Here is a 21634-nt window from a genome sequence, read left to right as displayed (position 1 = left end):
TTGGCGTTGCCGTCCTCCTCCGACCGGGCCGCTCTGGTGGGCCGGTTGCGGGCCGCCGGTTGCGTCTACGCCGAGGACGAGGCCGAGCTGCTGCTGGCCGCCGCGCGCAGCCCGGCGGCGTTGGCCGACCTGACCGACCGTCGGGTGGCCGGCGAACCGTTGGAGTACCTGCTCGGCTGGGCGGAGTTCTGCGGCCTGCGGATCGCCGTCGACGAGGGCGTCTTCGTGCCCCGTGCCCGGACCGCGCTGCTGGTCGAGGTGGCGGCCGAACTGACCGGCGCGGCGCCGGCCGTGGTCGACCTCTGCTGCGGCTCCGGGGCCACCACTGTCGCGCTGGCGCACCGGCTCGCGCCGCGCTGGCTGGCCGCCGCCGACATCGACCCGGCGGCCGTGGCATGTGCGCGCCGCAACGTCGTCGGGCTGAACGCCGAGGTGTACGAGGGCGACCTCTTCGCGCCGCTGCCCCGGCAGTGGCGGGGTCGGCTGGACCTGGTGGTCGCCAACGCACCGTACGTTCCGACCGACGCGGTCGCGCTGATGCCGCCGGAGGCGCGACTGCACGAGGCCCCGGTGGCGCTCGACGGGGGCCCGGACGGGCTCTCCGTGCTGCGTCGGGTCGGTGCCGACGCCGCCGGGTGGCTGACCCCCGGCGGCCACCTGGTGGTAGAAGCCGGCACCACCCAGGTAGAAGCCCTCTGCGAGGCATTCCAAGCAGCCGGCCTGATACCAACCGTGCGCCACAACGAAGACCTGGACGCGACAGCCGTACTCGCCCTCCGCCCCTGACCCCAGTCGATCATGGAGTTGTGGTGCCCGTTGAGCGCCGTGACGGGTTCTTTGTCCCCCACCAAAACTCCTTGATCGGCCGTGGAGAACTGCCGGGGCGCTCGGGTGCACGCCGGGCTGAGGCTGCTCGGGCGGGCCGGGCGTGGCGGGGGAGAGGGGTTGGCACTAGCCTCGGCTCACACTCATGACGGCGGGAGGCGGTTTCGGTGGGCAGCGCAGGGGTGCCGGTGGTCGTCGGGCTGGACAACGGCGGCACCAGCAACAACGCCACCGTGCTGACGGTGGACGGCCACTTCCTGGTGGACGGGCTGTTGGAGATCCCCAGCGAGGTGCGGTCCGGGCCGGAGGCGGCGATCGAGGCGTTGGCCCGGGCGCTGGACGGCGCCCTGGCACAGACCGGCGTGCCGCGTGACCTGGTCCGGGCGGTCGGGCTGGACACTCCCGGTCCGGCCAGCGCCGAGGGCGTCATCTCGTCGCGGGGCTCCACCAACTTCTCCCAGCCGGCTTGGCGCGGCTTCGACGTGCGAGGGGCGTTGGAGCGCCGGCTCGGCCTGCCGGTGATCTATCACAACGACGGCAACGCGGCCGCGCTCTACGCCCACCACGTCTACTTCGGCGCCGACGCGATGAACCGCTCGTCGGTGTCCGCGATCGTCGGCACCGGCCTCGGCGGCGGTGTGGTCGAGGGTGGCCGGGTGATCGCCGGTGCGGCCGGGATGGCGGGGGAGTTGGGCCACGTGCACATCCCGCTGAGCGGGCTGCTCGGCCCGGGCCAGCCGGAGCCCACCTGCGCCTGCGGCTTCACCGGGGATGTGGAGAGCGTCGCCTCGCTGACCGGCATCGAACGCAACCTGCTGCCGTACTGGCTGACCCGGTACCCCGACCACCCGCTCGCCGCCGAGCCGGTGGCCCGGGCGGCCAAGCTGGTCCGGGGGTACGGGGAGCGGGAGGACGCCCTCGCGCGGGACCTCTTCACCCAGCAGGCGATGGCGTTGGGGCGGCTGTTCACCGTCGCCGCGAACTTCACCGACCCGCACGCGTACTTCGTCGGCGGCGGGGTGGTGGAGGCGGCACCGGAGTTCCGCGACTGGTTCCTGGCGACGGTCCGCGAGCACACCGTGCTCCGCGAGGAGCAGGCGGCGGTGGCCACCTTCGCGTTGGTGCCGGACCGGGACATGGCCGGTGCCCGAGGCGTCGCGATCGCCGCGCTGGAGACGCTACGCGCCGTTCCCGAGCCCAGTCCGCTGGTTGCCTGAGCCGGCGCGGGGCTCGACCCGCGCCGGCTCGGCACCTCTGGTCAGCGCTGGGGCGGCGCCTGGGCGAAGGCGGCCCAGGCCGCCGTTGGGAACAGCAGGGCCGGGCCGGCCGGGTCCTTGGAGTCGCGGACGGCCACGAGCCGGGGAATCGCGGCCACCTCCACGCAGGCGCCTTCGTCGCCGCTGCGGCTGCTCTTGCGCCACGGCGCCGCGGCCAAGGCCGCTGTGATCATCGGGGTCATCGGTCCTACCGTCCCTTCAGGACTGACAGGAGCATCTCGCGGCTGTCCGCCGGGCTGAGCGCCACGCTTCGGAGATGCTCCATGATCTTGGTGCAGGTACGCGTCTCGCCGGCGCGGTCGAGGATCATCTGCCCCGCCACGGTCTCCACCGACGCGATGATCGGGTCCTCCGGGTCGGCGAACTCGAGGATGTGCAGGGAACCCCGGGTGCCCCGGTGGTAGCCGGCGGAGAGCGGAATCACCTGGACGCTGATGTTCGGCAACTCGGCCATCTTGACCAGGTGCCGTAGTTGCCCGTTCATCACCGACTCGTCACCGACCGGGCGTAGCAGCGCGCCCTCGTCGATGATCGCGTCGAGGATGGGCGGCTGGTCAGCGGTGAGCCGCTGTTGCCGGTCGAGCCGGATCTTGACCCGCTGCTCCACCAGGTCGTCGCCGAGGGTGTGCGGCCCGCCGCGCATCACGCCACGGATGTAGTCCGCGGTCTGCAACAGGCCGGGCACCACCGAGGGCTCGAAGTTGGCGATGGCGGTCGCCTCGGCCTCCAGTGCGATGAAGTCGATGGTGCGTGGATCCAGCAGGTAGGAGTACGACACCCACCAGCCCGGCTTGCGGGCGTCCTTGGCGAGCTGCACCGCCGCGGCCACCTCCTCGGCACCCACCCCGTACGACGTGAGCAGGGCGCGCACGGTGGCCGGGCTGATCAGGGTCTGGGCGTTCTCGTACCGGGAGAGGGTGCTGCGGGTGCTGTTGATCTCATCCGCCGCTGTCTCCAGCGTCAGCCCGGCGGCTTCCCGGTGGTGGCGCAGGGCGATGCCGAGCCGGCGGGCACGGGCGGTCTTCGGGGCCATGCATCGATGGTCGCACACATTTGCGGGAACGTGTGCATGAGAGAACGTCGATGAGAGTTGCATTCACGGCTGTACACGTGTCAATCTGTTATCGCGTCCTCACCGCCGGTTGTCGTGGCGACGGTGGTGGTGAGCGACCGGAGGGGATGGGGCGCGCGGCGATCGGGTTTCTCCCCCGTACCCGATCGTCGCGTGCCGCCCCGCCATCCCGGCCTGCCGGAAGGAGACGACGTGCGAACCCGTCCGGAGCCGACCGCCGTACCATCGGGCGGCGTGCGATGACCCGCTTCCTCGTGGTGCTCACCGACGTGCGTCCCGTAGAGGGCGTCCACCGCAACGAGCGAGTCGCGCCGGAACGGCGCCGGCAGGTCGTCGGCGCCAGCAGCCGGGAGGCCGCCGACCGCATCGCCGGAGCGTTCATGGCGCTGGGCATGGTGCGCGCCGGCCGGCAGCGGGTGAAGGTGATCGCGGTCGGCCGCCGGCACTCCCGGGACTGAGCAGACCCAGGTCAGCGGGTCTTTGACGCCACTACCGACCGATCACGCACCGTATATCCTCCGATGACCGATTGCCGTGTCGTGCCGTGGCTCGCCGGGTATCGCCTCGCCCTGTGGCCACGCACAGTAAGGTCAACCGGGTGAGCGCCACCGGCGAGCACGACCAGCCGCAGTCGCGTACGAAGAGGTGACCGGAGTGACCACCCCAGGCAAGACCCGCGTGGCGATCGTCTTCGGCGGCCGCAGCCCGGAGCACGGCATCTCCTGCGTCAGCGCCGGCAGCGTGTTCGGCGCCCTCGACCCGGACGAGTTCGAGGTGGTGCCGGTGGGCATCACCCGGGCCGGCCAGTGGGTACTGACCAACGGAGACCCCGCCCAGCTCGCGATCAACGCCCGTCAGCTGCCGGAGATCACCGCCGACTCCGGCGACGACATCGTGCTGCGCGCCGACCCCACCGGCAACGGCCTGATGGTGCTCGACCCGACCGAGGGCCCCCGGGCGCTGGCCGACGTGGACGTGGTCTTCCCGGTGCTGCACGGCACCTACGGCGAGGACGGCACCATCCAGGGAATGCTGGAGATGGCCGGCATCCCCTACGTCGGGGCGAACGTGTTCGCCTCCGCGGCCGCCATGGACAAGGAGTTCACCAAGAAGCTCTGCGCCGTCGAGGGCATCCCGGTCGGCACGTACGCCGTGCTGCGCAACGGGATGACGCTCAGCGAGCAGGACAAGGAGCGGCTCGGCCTGCCGGTCTTCGTCAAGCCGTCCCGGGCCGGGTCGTCGTTCGGCGTCAGCAAGGTCACCGACTGGGCCGAGCTGGACGCGGCCGTCGCCGCCGCCCGGCAGTTCGACCCGAAGGTCATCATCGAGGCCGCGATCGTCGGCCGCGAGATCGAGTGCGGTGTGCTGGAGGGCGAGGCCGGTGGCGCGCCCGAGGCGTCCGTGCTGGCCGAGGTGCGGGTCGTCGCCGACCACGACTTCTACGACTTCGAAGCGAAGTACCTCGACGACTCCTGCGAGTACGACATTCCGGCCGACCTGCCGGAGAAGGTGACCCGTCAGGTGCAGGAGTACGCGGTCCGCGCGTTCACCGCGCTGGACTGCGCCGGTCTGGCCCGGGCCGACTTCTTCGTCACCCCGGAGCTGGACGTCTACCTCAACGAGATCAACACGATGCCCGGCTTCACCCCGACGTCGATGTTCCCGCGCATGTGGGCGGCCTCCGGCCTGGAGTACCCGAAGCTGGTCAACCGGCTGATCCGTACCGCCCAGCGGCGCGGCGTCGGCCTGCACTGAGCCGTCCGGCCCCGCCCGCGCAGGTCAGCCGGCGCGGGCGGAGTCGGTTCGAGGTCAGTGCTGGCAGCCGGACGGGATGGCGCCGCCGGAGGGCACGCTCGCCACGATCGTGCTGGAGATCGTCGGCAACCACTGCAACGGCTGCTCGTATGAGCGCGGGACGCGCACGGTGATCAGCGTCTCCCGGTCGACCGTGGAGAGGACCGCCGCGTCGGCCTGCTCGGCGAGGTGCCAGCAGACCTGATTGACCGTCCAGACCTCGTCGGTGCTGGGGAAGGCCGGCTCGGTGCCGCCGCAGGCCACGGTGAGCGCTGGGTCGCCGTACGCGGCGTTCTGCTCCGGACCGGCGGTGACCGGCCGCTGGGCCAGGTCGCGGATGCTCGCCGGAAGCTGGGAGAGCAGGGCCCGGCAGACCGTGGCCGGGCGGGCGGCCAGCGCCGGGGCGGCCATCTCCACCGGGGCGGTGGACTGCACCCGGGCGGTGGTCGCGGAGGGGGTCGGCGCGGCAGCCGGCGTTCCCGGGCCGAGCTTGCTGAAGGCCAGCACGGCCACCAGCAGCGTGATCGGCAGCGCGATCAACGTGGCCAGCAGGGCCGCGCCGCGCATGGTCCGATCGCGGCCGGCCGGCGCGGCGGCGGCGGGATCGGTCGACTCGCGGTTACCGTCAGCCGGCTCGGGCGTCCCGTCGGCCGCGTCGCGCGCCGCGTCGTCGTCCAGAGCCGAGGAGGAGGTCGTCATCTCGTCCACTTACAGCCGCACCACCGAACACGTGAGGGTGCGGGTGATGCCGGGCACCATCTGCACCTTGCTGACAATAAGTTTGCCGAGCTCGTCGACGGTGTTCGCCTCGGTGAGGACGACCACGTCGTACGGCCCGGTGACGGCGTCGACGCGTACCACGCCGGGGATGTCCGCGATGAGACCCGCCACGTCACGTGCGCGGCCGACCTCGGTCTGGATGAGGATGTACGCCTGTACCACGACTCGACCTCCGTCCGTCGCCGCCCGGGAGCGGCCCGAAGGGTGAAACTACCTTACGGAGCAGGTCTGATCCCTATCGGTCGTCAAGGAGCAGCGGTGAGCGAGCACGGCGGAGCCGGGCAGCACGGGCGGAACGCCCGCGGTGGCGTCGGTGTGTCCGGCATCGGGGAGTTCGGGCTGATCGGAAGGATCACCGCCCGGCTGTCGTACGGGCCGACCACCCTGCTCGGGCCGGGCGACGACGCGGCGGTGGTGGCCGCGCCGGACGGCCGGGTGGCGGCCTCCACCGACGTGCTGGTCGACGGGCGGCACTTCCGACGGGACTGGTCCTCGGCGCGCGACGTCGGGCACCGGGCGGCAGCGGCCAACCTGGCGGACATCGCGGCGATGGGTGCCACGCCGACCGCCCTGCTGGTCGCTCTGTGCATGCCGGCGGACCTGGACACCGGCTGGGCGGAGGAGTTGGCCGACGGGCTCTCCGCCGAGGCCGCGACGGTCGGCGCGAGCGTCGTCGGCGGGGACATGTCGGCCAGCCCCACCCTGACCGTCGCGGTCACCGCGCTGGGTGACCTGGCGGGCCGTCCCCCCGTGCTGCGGTCCGGCGCCCGACCCGGGGACGTGCTCGCCCTGGCCGGGCGCACCGGGTACGCGGCGGCCGGGCTGACCGTGCTGACCCGGGGCTTCCGCACCCCCCGGCTGTTGGTCGAGGCGTACCGGCGGCCGCAGGTCCCCTACCAGGCCGGCCCGCAGGCCGCCGAACTCGGCGCCACCTCCATGATCGACGTGTCGGACGGGCTCCTGGCCGACCTCGGGCACGTCTCGGCGGCCAGCGGGGTGGCGATCGACGTACGCCGGGACGGGTTCGAGGTGCCCCGGCAGATGGCCGACGCGGCGCAGGCACTCGGCGTCGACCCGTACACCTGGATCCTCGCCGGTGGCGACGACCACGCGCTGGCCGCGACCTTCCCCCCGGCGGTGGTGCTGCCGCCGGGCTGGCGGCGGATCGGCCTGGTCACGGACGGTGCCGGTGTGACGGTCGACGGCGTCGCCCACGACGGCCCGACCGGCTGGGACCACTTCCGGTGAGGCCCGGGCGTCGCCGTACCCTGGACACCGTGAGTGAGATCGAGATCCGGGCGGTGCGGTTCGACGCACCGGTGGCACAGCACCTGATCCACGCCGCACTGGCCGACCTCGGTGCCCGCTACGGCGGCACCGGCGACGACACCCCGGTGGACGCGGCCGAGTTCGAGCCGCCCAACGGCGCGTTCCTGGTCGCCTACCTGGCCGGCGAGCCGGTCGGCTGCGGTGGCTGGCGCAGCCACGGCGCGGACACCGCCGAGCTGAAGCGGATGTACACGGCCCCGGCGGCGCGGGGGCGGGGGGTGGCCCGCGCGGTGCTGGCGGCCGTCGAGCGCTCAGCCCGCGAGCAGGGCCGCAAGCGGGTGGTCCTGGAATGCGGTGACAAGCAGCCCGAGGCGATCGCCATGTACGGCTCCGCCGGGTACGAGCGGATCCCGAACTTCGGCTTCTACAAGGACGCGGAGGGCTGCATCTCCTTCGGCCGCACCCTCTGAGTCGCGGGCCAGCCAATGGCGGGCCCGGCCTGGCCGGTGTCTCCCTTTGGAGCTGATGTCGTAAACCAATCGCCCAGCGTCCGTGACCGTGGCCTGCGCCAAGCCTGGCCGGTGTGCCGCGTCACGGTCGGCCCGGCCGGACCTGCGGGTCAGGCGTTGGCGGGCCGGCGTGCGGCGTCGGCCCACGGACACGACTCAGCCGGCGAACCCTCGGGGTTCGCCGGCTGAGCCGAACGAGAAGGTGGGTGCTACCGCGTCAGGCGCGGGTGACCTTGCCGGCCTTGATGCACGAGGTGCAGACCTGCAACTTCTTGGTGTTGCCGCCACCGGCCGGGGTACGCACCGACTGGATGTTCGGGTTCCAGCGGCGGTTGGTCCGCCGGTGCGAGTGGGACACGTTGTGGCCGAAGCCCGGTCCCTTGCCACAGACGTCGCACACGCTAGCCACGGGATACTCCTGGGATTGATACGTTCATGAGGTCGCCGGCAGGTGCTGCCCGGGCAACCTGGTCAGGTTACCCGATGAGTCGCCGACCCGGCCAACCGGCCCGGTCCGGCGCTCGCCCGTGCCCCGGCTCACGCCTGGTCGTGGGCCCGTCCGCCCGACGGTGGGCCGGCCCGGCGGCAAGGGTACCGGAGGGGCTCGTCGCCGCCGCGGCCAGCGGCGGATCGGGGCGCGGAGGACACGCCGGACGAGTCCGACGGGTGTCGGTGCGCGCCAGTAGGCTTCTGCCCGTGCTGGACACCCTCGACGCCGCCGCGGTCCGCCGCTGGTGCGCGAGCGGGTTGGCCGCACTGAAGCGCCACCAGGGCGAGATCGACCAGCTCAACGTCTATCCGGTGCCCGACGGCGACACCGGCACCAATCTGGTGCTCACCCTCACCTCGGCCCAGCAGGCCCTCGCCATGGATCTGGACACTCTCCCCGACAGCGGGCCGACCGCCCACGGGCACGCGCTGCGGCTGATGGCCCAGGGCGCGCTGCTCGGCGCGCGGGGCAACTCCGGGGTGATCCTCTCGCAGATCCTGCGTGGTTTCGCCGACCAGGCCGCCGGGGTGCCGGCGGTGCGCGGCCGGGAGTTGGCCGCCGCGCTGCGCTCCGGCACCGCCGCCGCGTACACCGCGGTCTCCCGGCCGGTCGAGGGCACCCTGCTCACCGTGGTCGCGGCCGCCGCCGCCGCGGCCGAGGGCGCCGACAGCGACGACCTGCCGGCGGTGGCCAGCGTCGCGGCCCGGGCGGCGACCGCGGCGCTCGCCCGCACCCCGGAGCAGCTGCCCGCGCTGGCCCGCGCGGGCGTGGTCGACGCCGGTGGCCGAGGGCTCTGCGTGCTGCTCGACGCCCTGGTCGAGGTGCTGACCGGGGAGCGCACGGCCCGGCCCGCGCCGACGCCGCGCTCCGCCCGCCCGGCAGCCACCGTCGCCCGCGAGACCGGTTCCGACGAGTACGCGTACGAGGTGCAGTTCCTGCTCGACGCCCACGCCGAGGCGGTCGCCGGGCTGCGGCGGGCACTGGACGCCCTGGGAGACTCGCTCGTCGTCGTCGGCGACGGGCGTGAGCCGGAAGGCACCTGGAACGTGCACGTGCACGTCAACGACGTGGGCGCGGCGGTCGAGGCCGGTGTCGCCGCCGGTCGGCCTTACCGGATCTCGGTGACCCGTTTCGCCGACCAGCCGGAGTCGCCCTCCGGCCCGGTGGTGGCCGGCCGGGCCGCGGTGGTGGTGGCCACCGGCGGCGGCATCGCCGACCTGTTCGCCGCGGAGGGGGCCACCGTGGTGCCGGGCAACCCGTCCACGGGTGAGTTGCTGGACGCCGTCCGCAGCACCGGCGCGGCCCGGGTGGTGGTGCTGCCCAACGACGCCAACACCGAGGCGGTGGCGAGCGCGGCCGCCCGCGAGGCCCACCGGTACGGCATCAAGGTGAGCGTGGTGCCGACCCGCTCGCCGGTGCAGGCCCTCGCAGCCCTCGCGGTCCGCGACGGTGACCGCCGTTTCGAGGACGACGTCATCGCGATGGCCGAGGCCGCCGGCGCCTGCCGTTACGCCGAGGTCTGCCACGCCAGCCGGGAGGCGCTGACCGTGGCCGGCCCGTGCCGTCCCGGTGACGTGCTGGCGCTGGTGGAGGGGGAGGTGCACCTGATCGGCAGCGACCTCACCGACACCTGCGCGGCAGTGGTCGACCGGATGCTCGGTGGTGGTGGCGAGATGGTCACCCTGTTGGCCGGGGTGGACGCCCCGGCCGGGCTCACCGATGCCGTCCGCGCGCACGTCGCGCGACGCTGGCCGTTCGTCGAGGTGCACGCGTACTCGGGCGGCCAGCCGTTTTATCCGCTCCTGGTAGGGATCGAATGAGCGAACCAGCCACGGTGGACACTCCGCTGAAGAAGCTGGTCGGGGACAAGACAGCCAAGGCGCTGGCCTCGCACCTCGACCTGCACACCGCGGGTGACCTGGTCTACCACTTCCCGCGTCGCTACGACGAGCGTGGTGAGCACACCGACATCCGCTCACTGGACGTCGGTGAGCAGGTCACCGTGCTGGCCCAGGTGCAGCGCACCGCTGTGCGCCCGATGCGTCAGCGGCGGGGCAACCTACTGGAGGTGACCGTCGGCGACGGCTCCGGCGGGGTGCTGACGTTGACCTTCTTCGGCAACCAGGCGTGGCGCGAGCGGGAGCTGCGCCCCGGCCGGTGGGGCCTGTTCGCCGGCAAGGTCACCGAGTTCCGGAGCAAACGGCAGCTCAACGGCCCGGAGTACGTCCTGCTCGGCGAGGGTGGCGACGGCGAGGCGGCGGTCAGCGACGACATCGAGGAGTTCGCCGGTGCGCTGATCCCGGTCTACCCGGCCGCCGCGGCCGTGCCGACCTGGGTGATCGCGCGCTGTGTGCGCGTCGTCCTGGACACGTTCACCCCACCGGACGACCCGCTGCCGAGCGCCGTGCGGGCCAGCCGCAAGCTGGTCGGGCTGGGCGCCGCGCTGACCGAGATCCACCGGCCGTCCAGCAAGGAGGCGCTGCACCAGGCGCGGCGACGCCTCAAGTGGGACGAGGCCTTCGCCGTGCAAGTGACCCTGGTGCAGCGCAAGCACCGAGCCGCCGACTGGCCGGCCCGGCCCCGCCCGGCGCGCCCGGGCGGGCTGCTGGAGGCCTTCGACGCCCGACTCCCGTACGAGCTGACGACCGGTCAGCGTGAGGTGGGTGTGGAGATCGCGGCGGACCTGGCCACCCCGCACCCCATGCACCGCCTGTTGCAGGGCGAGGTGGGCTCGGGCAAGACGGTGGTGGCGCTGCGGGCGATGCTCCAGGTGGTCGACGCGGGCGGGCAGGCCGCGCTGCTGGCGCCCACCGAGGTGCTGGCCGCCCAGCACCACCGCGGCATGCTCGACCTGCTCGGGCCGCTCGGGCGGGCCGGTGAGCTGGGCTCCGCCGAGCACGCCACCCGGGTCGAACTGGTCACCGGCTCGCTGGGCGCGGCCGCCCGCCGCCGGGCACTCGGTGAGGTGGCCAGCGGCGCCGCCGGCATCGTGCTCGGCACCCACGCCCTGCTCTACGAGGGGGTCGACTTCGCCGACCTCGGCCTCGTGGTGGTCGACGAGCAGCACCGCTTCGGTGTGGAGCAGCGCGACGCCCTGCGGGCCAAGGCCGACCAGCCGCCGCACGTGCTGGTGATGACGGCCACCCCGATCCCGCGCACGGTGGCGATGACCGTCTACGGCGACCTGGAGGTCTCCACGCTCTCCCAGCTGCCCCGGGGGCGGTCGCCGATCGCCTCGCACGTGGTGCCGGCCGCCGAGAAGCCGGCCTACCTGGAACGGGCCTGGCGTCGGCTGCGCGAGGAGGTGACCGCCGGCCACCAGGCGTACGTGGTCTGCCCGCGCATTGGTGACGGCCCGACTGGTGACGAAGAACCGCCACCCGAGGACGACAACGGGCGGCGGCCGCCGCTGGCGGTGACCGAGGTGGCTCCGCTGCTGGCCGAGGGTCCGCTGCACGGCCTGCGGATCGGGGTGCTGCACGGTCGCCTGCCGGCCGACGAGAAGGACGCGGTGATGCGTTCCTTCGCGGCCGGTGACCTGGACGTGCTGGTGGCGACGACAGTGGTCGAGGTCGGCGTGGACGTGCCGAACGCGACCGTGATGATCGTGCTGGACGCCGACCGGTTCGGTGTCTCCCAGCTGCACCAGTTGCGGGGCCGGGTCGGCCGGGGCGCCGCCGCCGGGCTCTGCCTGCTGGTCAGCGAGGCGGCCGAGGGGTCGTCGGCGCGGGAGCGGCTGGACGCGGTGGCGTCCACGAGCGACGGTTTCAAGCTCGCCGAGCTTGATCTGGAGCAGCGCCGAGAGGGCGACGTGCTGGGTGCCACCCAGTCGGGGCACCGCTCACACCTGCGGTTGCTGTCCCTGCGCCGCGACGCCGACCTGATCCGCGACGCCCGCGCCGAGGCGATCACCCTGATCGAGGACGACCCGGAGCTGACCCGCAGTCCGGCGCTGGCCGCCTCGGTGGCCGCCCTGGTGGACGAGGACCGCGCGTCGTACCTGGAAAAGGGCTGACCAAGACGGCTGAGGGCGCGCCGACCGGATGGTCGACGCGCCCTCAGGTGTCAGAGCGGGTTGTCTCAGGCGGTGAAGCGAACCCGACGACGACGGGCCACCACGAACAGGGCGACACCGGCGGCGAGCAGCACCACGGCGCCGGTGATGATGCCGCCGGTGGCAGCACCGGTCAGCGGCAGAGCCGGCTCGTCCTTGTCGCCGCCACCCTGACCCGGGGTGCAGTCGGCCGGCTTCTCCCAGGCGATCGGGCTGCTGTCGTCGAGACCCTCGGCGGTCGGGGTCACGGTCAGACCCTCGTGGGCCGGGAAGGTGACGGTGCCGCTCTTGCCCGGCTCGACGGTCAGCGTCTGGGCCTTGCCCTTGTTCGGGGTGAAGGTGATGGTGATCGTCTTGCCATCCGCCGGGTTGGCGATGTCGAAGATCAGCTCGGTGCAGGTCGACTTGTAGCTGCCGGCCGGCTCGCCCGGCTCGACGCAGTTCTCAGCGGTGGCGGGCGTGCCCTCGAAGAGCGGCTTGTCCAGCCCGTCGGCGACCACCTTGATGGAGGTGGCGTTCTTGGCGGGCACCTTCACCGACTTGTTCTCGCCGGGTGCGACGGTGGCGTCCTTGGTGAAGTCGCCGGCACCGGTGATGGTGAACTTCGCCGGAGCGGTGGCGTCCTCGGCGTTGCCGAGCTTGACGACGACGTCGCCGTCACAGTCCGCGGCCACGTTGGCGGTCGGCTTGGGGGTCGCCGGAACCGGCGGCTGCTCCTTGGCGCAGGTGCCACTGAACTCGATCGACGCCGAGCGCAGCTCCTTGTCCTCGAACTCGTTGTTCCACATGGCCCGCACCGCCAGGGTGGCCTTGGTGGTCTTCGCGTCCAGGCGCTGGGTGGCGGTCACCGCGTCCTTGACGGCGTACGGGTAGACCTTCTCGTCGGTCGCCGTGATGCCGGCGATGGTGGCGTCGCTGGCGGTGTCACCGACGTACGTCTTCGCCGAGACCTCGCTGAACTTGTAGCTGGTGACGTCGCCCGGGGCGAAGGTCTTGACGGTCCAGGTGGCCACCCACTCGCCGGTGGCGGTGTCACAGTCGGCCTTGACCTGGATCTCGCTGTGATGGGCGCTGGCGGGTGCGGCGAACGTCACGACGCCGGCGAGGCCGATCAGCGCGCCTGCGGCGATGGCCGCGACGCGCCGGAACGGAGACTTGGGAGGGTTCACGCCTGCTCCTGGTGAGGGGGTACGGATCGCGTGGCGGGAGGCCGGGAGGCATCGTGACCGGGGAGTCACCTGCTCACCGGGGCGTCGCGCGACGCGGTGGTGTTCCCGCAGCGAAAGCGGGGACAGGGGGAGACTGTACTGATGGGTGGTTAATGAGGGGAGTTCAGATCATTGCCATCCGGCAATGTAGTCGATTCGTGATCTTTGATATACCGAAGGTGCCGGTCCGATCACTGGGGACGGTCCGCCCGGTCGCGGCTCCACCGTGGATGCCGCGCCGTCGGGGCTGCTCAGGTGCTCCGCGTCGGCGCCGGCCGGTCGGCTCCCCGGATCCGCGCCGTGCTGACCGCGTCCGCGCCGCATCGCGTAGCGTCGCGGGCATGAGCAGGAGGAAACGGTGACCCGGATCGTGGCCGGGACGCTCGGCGGCCGGCGGATCGCCGCGCCTCCCGGCGCCGGCACCCGACCCACCTCGGACCGGGTCCGGGAGGCGCTCTTCAGTGCCGTCCAGGCCGAGGTCGATCTCGACGGCGCCCGCTTCGCCGACCTGTACGCCGGCTCCGGCGCGGTCGGGCTGGAGGCGCTCTCCCGGGGGGCCCGGCACGTGCTGCTGGTCGAGTCCGACCCGCGGGCGGCCCGGGTGATCCGGGAGAACGTGGCGGCCCTCCGTGCCGGCCCGGCGGCCCGTCTGGTCACCGGCAAGGTGGCGACGGTGCTGGCCGCCGGCCCGGACGGCGAGCCGTACGACGTGGTCTTCGCCGACCCGCCGTACGCGGTGCCGGACGAGGAGATCACCGCCATGTTGTCCGCGCTCGTCGGCGGCGGCTGGCTGGTGCCCGACGCGTTGGTGGTGGTGGAGCGGTCCCGCCGGACCAGGGAGTTCGACTGGGTGGACGGGATCACCCCCGAGCGCAGTCGCCGTTACGGCGAGACCACCCTTTGGTACGGTCGCCGATCATGAGACGTGCGGTGTGTCCCGGTTCGTTCGACCCGGTCACCAACGGACACCTCGACATCATCGGGCGGGCCAGTCGGCTCTTCGACGAGGTGATCGTCGGTGTGTTGGTGAATCAGTCGAAGAGTGGCCTGTTCACCGTCGAGGAGCGCATCGAGATGCTCCGCGAGGTGACCTCGTCGTACGGCAACGTGCGGGTCGAGTCGTTCCGAGGGCTGCTGGTGGACTTCTGCCGGGCCCAGCAGGCCAGTGTGCTGATCAAGGGCCTGCGGGCGGTCAGCGACTTCGACTACGAGTTGCAGATGGCCCAGATGAACATCGGTCTGGCCGGCGTCGAGACGCTCTTCATGCCGACCAACCCGCTCTACTCGTTCCTCTCGTCGAGTCTGGTCAAGGACGTGGCCAAGTGGGGTGGCGACATCTCCGCCCACGTCCCCGATCCGGTCCGCGAAGCCCTCCAGGCCCGCCTGGGCCCCCGCCCCTGACCTGCCCTGACCCCGTCACCTCCGCGATCTTGCACTTATGGTGCCCGGTTCGCCCCTTCCGGGGTGCTTTGGCGTAACCAAAAGTGCAAGATCGGCGCGGGTGTGGCGGTGGGGTGGGCGCGGGGTGACTATGTCGCGACTCGCCGGGTTGGGGTGAGTGGGGCGGCGGTGGGGCGGGCACGACATGATTGGTGGCGCGGGGAACGGCCGTAGCCCGCATCATGGAGGTCGGCCGACGAACGACAGGAGTGAGGTAGCCGGTGGACCCGCTCGATCGCATCGACGAACTGATCGCCATCCTGGAGCAGGCCCGCTCCGTCCCGATGTCGCGCAACAACTGCATGGTCGACCGGGGTGAGATGATCGCTGCCCTCGATGAGATGCGCGCCGATCTCCCCGCCGACCTGCGTCGCGCCGCCGCGCTCCTGGAGGAGCGCGACAAGATCATGGAAGCCGGTAAGCGCGAAGCGGACCGGATCATCAGCGAGGGTGAGGCAGAACACGCCCGCCTGGTCTCGGTGAACGAGATCACCGTGTCGGCCGAGCACGAGGGTGCCCGGATCATCGGCGAGGCCCGCGCCGAGGCGCAGCGCCTGCGTGAGGAGGTCGACGACTACGTCGACACCGCCCTGGCCAACTTCGAGCAGTTCCTCACCCGGGCGCTGGCCTCGATAGAGCGCGGCCGGGACAAGATGCACGCGCTGCGGGAGATCGGCACCTTCGCTGGGGACGAGGCGGAACGCCCGCTACCCTTCTGAGCGGCACCTCACCAGCCGACTTCTCAGGCGGGCGTCGCCCCCGGTTCGACGGTCCGGGCGTCGTCCAGGTAACCTTTTTTGTCGGCCTCTCACCGGCCGGAGTCTAACTATGCCCAAGCACTCGCCTTCGACACTCAACCCCAGGTCGCCGTTGGTCCTCGACACGAGGGACCTGCCGCGTCGCCCTGGCGCGTTGCGTGAGGTCCGGCGGGTCGTGCCGGCACCGGCGGACCTCGGTGTGGAGTTGATCGGCGTGCCGGAGGGCGCGGACCTCGACCTCGATCTGAGGTTGCAGTCGGTGTCCGAGGGCGTGCTCGTCTCCGGGACCATCACCGGTCCCGTCCGGGGCGAGTGCGGCCGTTGCCTGCGCGAGATCAACGACTCGATGGGCGTGACGATCCAGGAGCTGTACGCGTACGAGGACAGCACCACGGACGCCACGACCGACGAGGACGAGGTGGGCCGGATGCAGGGCGATCTGATCGACCTGGAGCCGGCGCTGCGGGACGCGTTGGTGCTCACGCTGCCGACCAACCCGCTCTGCCGGGAGGACTGCCCAGGACTGTGCCCTGAATGCGGGGCGCACTGGGACGATCTGCCGGCCGACCACAGTCACCAGCAGATCGACCCGCGTTGGGCGGGCCTGTCGCAACTGACCGTTACAGAGGAGTAAGAACCGTGGCCGTCCCGAAGCGCAAGATGTCGCGCAGCAACACCCGGTCCCGCCGGGCGAACTGGAAGGCGACCGTGGTCGCGACCGTTGCGTGCCCGCAGTGCAAGTCCCCGAAGCTGCCGCACGCCGCCTGCTCCGTCTGCGGCACCTACAACGGCCGCCAGGTTCTCGAGGTCTGACCTGGACGCCGAGTGACGCCCCCGACCCCAGGTCGGGCGGCGCGCGCACCCTGGCATTCGCCCGGTGCTCCGGCTCCCTCCGACGCCGGCCGGCCCACTCCGGCCGGCGTTCCGGTGGAGCCGGGCGCCGCGCGGATCGCCGTTGACCTCCTCGGCGGGGACGACGCTCCCGCCGTCGTGGTTGACGGCGCTCTGCGGGCCATGCGCGCCGACCCTGACCTGCATCTGCTTCTCGTCGGTCCGACCGAGGTCGCCGACGAGCTGATTGCTGCCCTCGATCCGGCGCAACGCGCCCGGATCACGGTGCGGCCCGTCCGCGATGTCGTCGGCATGGCCGACCATCCCAGCGCCGCCCGCGCCGAGAGCACCGTCCGGGCCGCGGTCACCGCCGTCCGGGACGGAACCGCCGACGCCCTGGTCTCCGCCGGCGCCACCGGCGCCACCGTCACCGCCGCCGTGCTCGGCCTCGGCCGCTCCCCGGAGATCCGCCAACCCGCGCTGGCCGCCACCCTGCCCGCCGTGGCGGGGCCGGTGGTGTTGCTCGACGTCGGCGGCTCCCTGGAACCCCGTCCGGCCACCCTCGCCCGGCACGCCGTGCTCGGCGCCGCGTACGCCGCGGTGGCCCACTCGATCGCCGCGCCACGGGTCGGGCTGCTCTCGGTCGGCACCGAGGCCGGCAAGGGCGACCGGGTCCGCCGCGCCACCGACCCTCTGCTCGCCGTCGAACCGCTGCCCGGTGGGGCGCGCTACGTCGGTCTGGTCGAGGGGTACGACGTGGCCCTCGGCGCGCGCGCCGATGTGGTCGTCACCGACGGCTTCACCGGTAACGTGCTGCTCAAGGCCATCGAGGGCGCGTACGCGATGGCCGGCGGCCCACCTGCCGAGGGCGGCGCGCCCCGCGCGGCGGCCCTGCTGGGCGTCGCGGGGACGGTGGTCGTCTGCCACGGGTCCGCCCGCGCCGACGACGTCGCCTCGGGCATAGCTCTCGCCGCCCACCTGTGGCGGCGGCGCGCCACCGAACTGGTCTCCGCGTTGCTCGACGGCAACGCCGCGACGGATCGCACCGATCGCTCCACCGACACCGAGGTACGCACATGAGCAACGACAAGCGGCGGCGGGCGTCCGTCGGTCACCTGGAAGCCGCCTTCGGAGTGAGCCTGGAACCCGAGCTGCTCCAGCGCGCGTTGACCCACCGGTCGTACGCGTACGAGAACGGCGGGCTGCCCACCAACGAGCGGCTGGAGTTCCTCGGCGACTCGGTGCTCGGCGTGGTGATCACCACGGCGCTCTTCCACAACCACCCGGATCTGCCCGAGGGGCAGTTGGCCAAGCTGCGGGCCAGCGTGGTCAACATGCGGGCGCTCGCCGACGTGGCCCGCGGCCTGGGCCCGGACGGGCTCGGCGCGTACCTGCTGCTCGGTAAGGGCGAGGAGACGACCGGTGGCCGGGACAAGGCGAGCATCCTCGCCGACACGCTGGAGGCGCTGCTCGGCGCGATCTACCTCCAGTACGGCCTGGACACCACGGGGATCGTCATCCATCGGCTCTTCGACCCGCTGATGGCCGAGTCGGCCGGTCGCGGGGCCGCACTGGACTGGAAGACCAGTCTCCAGGAGCTGACGGCGGCGCTCGGGCTCGGCGTGCCGGAGTACCGGATCGAGGGCACCGGCCCGGATCACCTCAAGACGTTCACGGCCTGGGTGGTGGTGGCCGGCAACCGGTACGGCGGCGCCGAGGGGCGCAGCAAGAAGGAGGCCGAGCAGCGGGCCGCCGAGGCGGCCTGGCGGACGCTCGCCGAGCAGAACGGCCAGAACGGCGACGACGGCCAGGATGGTCGGGCCGGCGACGACCGCCAGGACCAGCCGGTCGACCGGAACGACCCGGGCGACCGGGACGAGCCGTTCGGGCCGCTGGAGCGCGCCGACCGGGCGGCCCAGGCCGAGCGGGCCGACCACCTGGCGCAGGCGCTGCCGGCCGGGGGTGCCGACGGCCACGAGACGGGTTCGCGGCATGCCTGAGCTGCCCGAGGTGGAGACCGTCCGGCAGGGGGTGGCCCAGTGGGTCGTCGGCCGGCGGATCGCCTCGGTCGAGGTTCGACACCCACGCGCGGTCCGTCGGCATGCTCCGGGGGACGTGCACTTCGCCGACGTGCTCGCCGGCCGGACGGTGCTGGACGCCCGCCGTCGCGGCAAGTACCTGTGGCTGCCACTGGACAGCGGTGACGCGATCGTCGGGCACCTCGGTATGTCGGGTCAGCTGCTGCTCCAGCCACCCGGCACGACGGACGAGACCCACCTGCGGGTCCGGTTCCGGTTCGCCGACGACGGCCCGGAGCTGCGCTTCGTCGACCAGCGCACGTTCGGCGGGCTCTCGGTGAGCGAGGGCGGTGCCGAGTTGCCCGACGAGATCGCGCACATCGCCCGCGACCCGATGGACCCGGAGTTCTCCGACGAGGCGTTCGTCGCGGCGCTGCGCCGCCGGCACACCGAGGTGAAGCGGGCCCTGCTCGACCAGACCCTGATCTCCGGGGTGGGCAACATCTACGCCGACGAGGCGCTCTGGCGGGCCCGGCTGCATGGCGGGCGACCCACCGACGCGCTGACCGGCCCGGCCGCGCACCGCCTGCTCGGCCACGTCCGCGACGTGCTGGCCGAGGCGATCAGCGAGGGCGGCACCAGCTTCGACGCCCTCTACGTCAACGTCAACGGCGAGAGTGGCTACTTCGACCGGGCGCTGAACGCCTACGGCCGCGAGGGCGAGCCGTGCCGCCGGTGCGGTTCGCCGATCCGCCGCGAGGCGTTCATGAACCGCTCCTCGTACAGCTGCCCGCGCTGTCAGCCACGGCCCCGGGGTTCCCTTCGGGGATGACCCGGAGCCAGCTCGGGGCGGTGCCGGCGAGTCGCCGCGGGTCGCTCCGGGCTGGACCCCGGTGTCCCTCCGGATCGCGGGCTGACACCCGACGAACGCACCCCCGCTCCCGGTCTGGTGGTTCCAGGGTGGGCCGGGGTCGATCCCCGATGTGACCGCCTCGTCACGCACCTAACGTCAGCACCGTTGACAGGGGGTTGACGTGACAGGGGGACCCGAGATGGGGAGAAGACCGGTGACGGTGCGGCTGGCGCGGTGGAGCGCCGAGCACCCGTGGCGGGCGATCGCACTGTGGGCCGTGTTCGTGGCGGTGTGCTTCGTCGGCGGCAGCGCCGCCGGACTCAACGAGGCCACGAGCAACGACCAGGCGATCGGCGAGGCGGGGCGGGCCAGCCTGATCGTGGACGCCGGTGACTTCGAGGACCCGGCCGTGGACAACGTCCTCATCACCTCCCGGGGTGGCGCGTTGGACCAGGCGGCGGCGAAGGTGGCGGCCGACGACGCGGCGGCCCGGCTGCGTACGGTCGCCGGGGTGGCCGGGGTGGGCCAGCCGGTCACCGCGCGGGACGGCTCGGCGCTGCTTCTGCCGATCACCATGTCGGGCGACCCGGAGACGGCCTCGGAGCGGGTACAGCCGTTGCGGGACACCACCGCCGCCGTGCAGGCCGCGCACCCCGAGCTGCGCGTCGAGCAGGTCGGCGGGCCGTCGATCGGTCAGGCCCTCGACGACACCCTGGGCAAGGACTTCAAGCGCGCCGAGCTGCTCAGTCTGCCGGTCACCCTGGCGATCCTGATCATCGCGTTCGGCGCGCTGATCGCGGCGAGCGTGCCGGTGCTGCTGGCACTCTCCTCGGTCGCCGCCGCGATGGGTCTGTCCACCCTCGCCTCGCACCTGGTGCCGGCGACCGACACCACGGCACCGGTGATCCTGCTGATCGGCATGGCGGTCGGGGTCGACTACTCGCTGTTCTACATCCGTCGGGAGCGGGAGGAACGCGCCAAGGGCCGGTCCGGTCTGGACGCGGTGGAGATCGCCGCGGAGACCTCCGGGCACGCCGTGGTGGTCTCCGGCTTCGCGGTGATCATCTCGATGGCCGGGCTGCTGCTCGCCGGCGACGTGGTCTTCTCGTCCCTCGCCATCGGCTCGATCCTCGTGGTCGCCGTCGCGGTGATCGGTTCGCTGACCGTCCTGCCCGCCCTGCTGGCCCGGCTCGGTCGCTGGGTGGACCGGCCCCGGGTGCCGTTGCTCTGGCGACTGACCGCGCCGCGTACCGGCCGGCACGGTGAGCCCCGCGCGCCCCGGCTGTGGCCCGCGGTGCTCCGGCCCGCGCTGCGCGCCCCGGTGGTGACGCTTGTCATCTCGGTCGGGCTGCTGCTCGCGTTGGCCGCGCCGGCGCTCGGGATGAAGCTGAAGTTCCCCGGCATGGAGGACCTGCCCCGCACCACCCCGGCCATGCAGGCGTACGACCGGCTCACCGCCGCCTTCCCGAGCGCCGGCACCAATCACGTGGTGGCCGTCCGGGCGCCCGCCGACCAGACCGACCGGGTGCGCGCCGCCCTCACCGACCTGTCCACCCGGGCGGCCGGCGATCCGCTGTTCGCCCCGGCCGAGGCGGACGGCCCGAAGATCGAGGTATCGGCCGACCGGCGGGTCTCGGTGCTGGACATCCCCACCCCGTACGCCAGTCGGGACGACAGGTCGGTGCAGTCGTTGGAGAAGCTGCGCGGGGACCTGGTCCCGGCCGAGCTGCGCGGCATCCCCGGCATCGAGTACGCGGTGGGCGGGGGCGTGGCCGACAGCGAGGACTACGCCCAGCACGTCCGGGACAAGTTGCCGCTGGTCATGGGGTTCGTGCTGGTGCTGACCTTCCTGGTCATGGCGTTCACCTTCCGGTCGGTGGTGATCGCGGCCAGCTCGATCGCGCTGAACCTGCTCTCCGCCGGCGCCGCGTACGGCCTGCTGGTGCTGATCTTTCAGGGCGAGTGGGCGCAGGGTTTGCTCGGCTTCACGTCGATGGGCGCGATCGTGTCCTGGCTGCCGCTGTTCCTCTTCGTGGTGCTCTTCGGCCTCTCGATGGACTACCACGTCTTCGTGGTCAGTCGGATCCGCGAGGGTGTCCGGTCCGGCCTGTCCAACCGCGACGCCGTGTCGTACGGGATCACCTCGTCGGCCGGGGTGGTGACCAGCGCGGCGATCGTGATGGTCGGGGTCTTCTCGATCTTCGCCACGCTGAGCACGATCGACATGAAGCAGCTCGGCATCGGTCTGGCGGCGGCGATCCTGCTGGACGCCACCATCATCCGGGGAGTGGTGCTGCCGGCGTTGATGACCATGCTCGGCGACGCCAACTGGTGGGCCCCGCGCTTCCTGCGTCCGCGTCCGGCGCCCGCGCCCACCGATCCGCCGGCCACCGCCCCGGAGCTGGTGCCGGTGCCCTGACCTCCGAACGCTCTGGGCCGGGCCGCGACCGCGGCCC

General features: G+C 72.6%; 23 protein-coding genes. 17 read left to right on the top strand and 6 right to left on the bottom strand.

All coding sequences use genetic code 11. The features are described 5' to 3' along the window. Nucleotides 1–6 precede the first annotated feature (6 nt). Nucleotides 7–786, top strand: a complete 780-nt coding sequence (locus ACIBD9_RS06735; RefSeq protein WP_396715190.1) for a putative protein N(5)-glutamine methyltransferase — start codon at nt 7–9, stop codon at nt 784–786. 206 nt (nt 787–992) lie between these two features. Then, a complete protein-coding gene (locus tag ACIBD9_RS06730; protein ID WP_396715188.1) occupies nt 993–2042 on the top strand; it encodes an ROK family protein in 1050 nt (349 codons plus the stop codon). Nucleotides 2043–2083: 41 nt separating this feature from the next. On the opposite strand, the gene ACIBD9_RS06725 is transcribed toward ACIBD9_RS06730, so the two are convergent. Both ACIBD9_RS06725 and ACIBD9_RS06720 read right to left on the bottom strand, forming a co-directional pair. After that, nucleotides 2084–2284, bottom strand: a complete 201-nt coding sequence (locus ACIBD9_RS06725; RefSeq protein WP_124817266.1) for a DUF397 domain-containing protein — start codon at nt 2282–2284, stop codon at nt 2084–2086. A 5-nt stretch (nt 2285–2289) separates the two neighbouring features. After that, on the bottom strand, nt 2290–3135 hold the full coding sequence (locus tag ACIBD9_RS06720; protein ID WP_396715185.1) for a helix-turn-helix domain-containing protein: 846 nt from the start codon (nt 3133–3135) through the stop codon (nt 2290–2292). Between the two features lie 278 nt (nt 3136–3413). Between ACIBD9_RS06720 and ACIBD9_RS06715 the strand changes: the two genes are divergently transcribed. Beyond that, on the top strand, nt 3414–3632 hold the full coding sequence (locus ACIBD9_RS06715; RefSeq protein WP_238657534.1) for a hypothetical protein: 219 nt from the start codon (nt 3414–3416) through the stop codon (nt 3630–3632). A gap of 196 nt (nt 3633–3828) precedes the next feature. Beyond that, complete coding sequence (locus ACIBD9_RS06710) at nt 3829–4929, top strand: D-alanine--D-alanine ligase family protein (RefSeq protein WP_387168046.1); 1101 nt, start codon at nt 3829–3831, stop codon at nt 4927–4929. Between the two features lie 54 nt (nt 4930–4983). On the opposite strand, the gene ACIBD9_RS06705 is transcribed toward ACIBD9_RS06710, so the two are convergent. Together ACIBD9_RS06705 and ACIBD9_RS06700 are read right to left on the bottom strand one after the other, a co-directional pair. Then, complete coding sequence (locus tag ACIBD9_RS06705; protein ID WP_396715183.1) at nt 4984–5667, bottom strand: DUF3515 family protein; 684 nt, start codon at nt 5665–5667, stop codon at nt 4984–4986. Between the two features lie 9 nt (nt 5668–5676). Next, a complete protein-coding gene (locus ACIBD9_RS06700) occupies nt 5677–5910 on the bottom strand; it encodes an Lrp/AsnC ligand binding domain-containing protein (RefSeq protein ID WP_030487446.1) in 234 nt (77 codons plus the stop codon). Nucleotides 5911–6006: 96 nt separating this feature from the next. Here ACIBD9_RS06700 and ACIBD9_RS06695 point away from each other — a divergent pair, with 96 nt between their 5' ends. Continuing rightward, nucleotides 6007–6996 carry a thiamine-phosphate kinase gene (locus ACIBD9_RS06695; RefSeq protein WP_387168052.1) on the top strand — a complete coding sequence of 330 codons (990 nt, stop codon included), beginning with the start codon at nt 6007–6009 and terminating at the stop codon, nt 6994–6996. 29 nt (nt 6997–7025) lie between these two features. Next, nucleotides 7026–7487 carry a GNAT family N-acetyltransferase gene (locus tag ACIBD9_RS06690; protein WP_387168055.1) on the top strand — a complete coding sequence of 154 codons (462 nt, stop codon included), beginning with the start codon at nt 7026–7028 and terminating at the stop codon, nt 7485–7487. A 256-nt stretch (nt 7488–7743) separates the two neighbouring features. Here ACIBD9_RS06690 and rpmB read toward each other — a convergent pair whose 3' ends face one another. Beyond that, complete coding sequence (gene rpmB / locus ACIBD9_RS06685; protein WP_007456456.1) at nt 7744–7935, bottom strand: 50S ribosomal protein L28; 192 nt, start codon at nt 7933–7935, stop codon at nt 7744–7746. A gap of 287 nt (nt 7936–8222) precedes the next feature. On the opposite strand from rpmB, the gene ACIBD9_RS06680 reads away from it, so the two are divergent. Next, a complete protein-coding gene (locus ACIBD9_RS06680) occupies nt 8223–9836 on the top strand; it encodes a DAK2 domain-containing protein (protein WP_396715180.1) in 1614 nt (537 codons plus the stop codon). Continuing rightward, nucleotides 9833–12031: an ATP-dependent DNA helicase RecG gene (gene recG / locus ACIBD9_RS06675; protein ID WP_396715178.1), complete on the top strand. Its 2199-nt coding sequence runs from the start codon at nt 9833–9835 to the stop codon at nt 12029–12031. Before ACIBD9_RS06680 ends, recG begins: the two co-directional genes overlap by 4 nt. A 65-nt stretch (nt 12032–12096) precedes the next feature. Here the strand turns inward: recG and ACIBD9_RS06670 are convergent, their stop codons facing one another. Continuing rightward, nucleotides 12097–13239: a cell wall anchor protein gene (locus tag ACIBD9_RS06670; RefSeq protein ID WP_396715176.1), complete on the bottom strand. Its 1143-nt coding sequence runs from the start codon at nt 13237–13239 to the stop codon at nt 12097–12099. 397 nt (nt 13240–13636) lie between these two features. Between ACIBD9_RS06670 and rsmD the strand changes: the two genes are divergently transcribed. The 9 genes from rsmD to ACIBD9_RS06625 all read left to right on the top strand — a co-directional run bounded on the left by rsmD (nt 13637) and on the right by ACIBD9_RS06625 (nt 21597). After that, nucleotides 13637–14200 (top strand): 16S rRNA (guanine(966)-N(2))-methyltransferase RsmD, encoded by a 564-nt coding sequence (gene rsmD, locus ACIBD9_RS06665; RefSeq protein ID WP_396715174.1) that lies wholly within the window; start codon nt 13637–13639, stop codon nt 14198–14200. Continuing rightward, a complete protein-coding gene (gene coaD, locus ACIBD9_RS06660; protein ID WP_091393067.1) occupies nt 14197–14679 on the top strand; it encodes a pantetheine-phosphate adenylyltransferase in 483 nt (160 codons plus the stop codon). Before rsmD ends, coaD begins: the two co-directional genes overlap by 4 nt. Before the next feature lie 260 nt (nt 14680–14939). Beyond that, nucleotides 14940–15437, top strand: a complete 498-nt coding sequence (locus ACIBD9_RS06655) for a hypothetical protein (RefSeq protein WP_030335287.1) — start codon at nt 14940–14942, stop codon at nt 15435–15437. A gap of 109 nt (nt 15438–15546) precedes the next feature. Continuing rightward, complete coding sequence (locus ACIBD9_RS06650) at nt 15547–16110, top strand: DUF177 domain-containing protein (protein ID WP_091393061.1); 564 nt, start codon at nt 15547–15549, stop codon at nt 16108–16110. Nucleotides 16111–16115: 5 nt separating this feature from the next. Continuing rightward, nucleotides 16116–16289 carry a 50S ribosomal protein L32 gene (gene rpmF, locus ACIBD9_RS06645; RefSeq protein ID WP_030335284.1) on the top strand — a complete coding sequence of 58 codons (174 nt, stop codon included), beginning with the start codon at nt 16116–16118 and terminating at the stop codon, nt 16287–16289. 114 nt (nt 16290–16403) lie between these two features. Beyond that, entirely contained in the window at nt 16404–17387 is a 984-nt protein-coding gene (locus tag ACIBD9_RS06640) for a phosphate acyltransferase (protein ID WP_238659900.1), read from the top strand. After that, complete coding sequence (rnc, locus tag ACIBD9_RS06635) at nt 17384–18307, top strand: ribonuclease III (RefSeq protein ID WP_396715171.1); 924 nt, start codon at nt 17384–17386, stop codon at nt 18305–18307. Before ACIBD9_RS06640 ends, rnc begins: the two co-directional genes overlap by 4 nt. Beyond that, nucleotides 18300–19157 (top strand): bifunctional DNA-formamidopyrimidine glycosylase/DNA-(apurinic or apyrimidinic site) lyase, encoded by an 858-nt coding sequence (gene mutM / locus ACIBD9_RS06630; RefSeq protein WP_387168079.1) that lies wholly within the window; start codon nt 18300–18302, stop codon nt 19155–19157. Before rnc ends, mutM begins: the two co-directional genes overlap by 8 nt. Nucleotides 19158–19377: 220 nt before the next feature. Continuing rightward, nucleotides 19378–21597, top strand: a complete 2220-nt coding sequence (locus ACIBD9_RS06625) for an MMPL family transporter (protein WP_396715168.1) — start codon at nt 19378–19380, stop codon at nt 21595–21597. Nucleotides 21598–21634 lie beyond the last annotated feature (37 nt).

Origin of the sequence: Micromonospora sp. NPDC050784 (assembly GCF_044456765.1) — a bacterium.
GTDB classification, from domain to species: Bacteria; Actinomycetota; Actinomycetes; order Mycobacteriales; family Micromonosporaceae; genus Micromonospora; species Micromonospora foliorum.
This window is presented reverse-complemented; position numbering and strand designations above follow the sequence as displayed.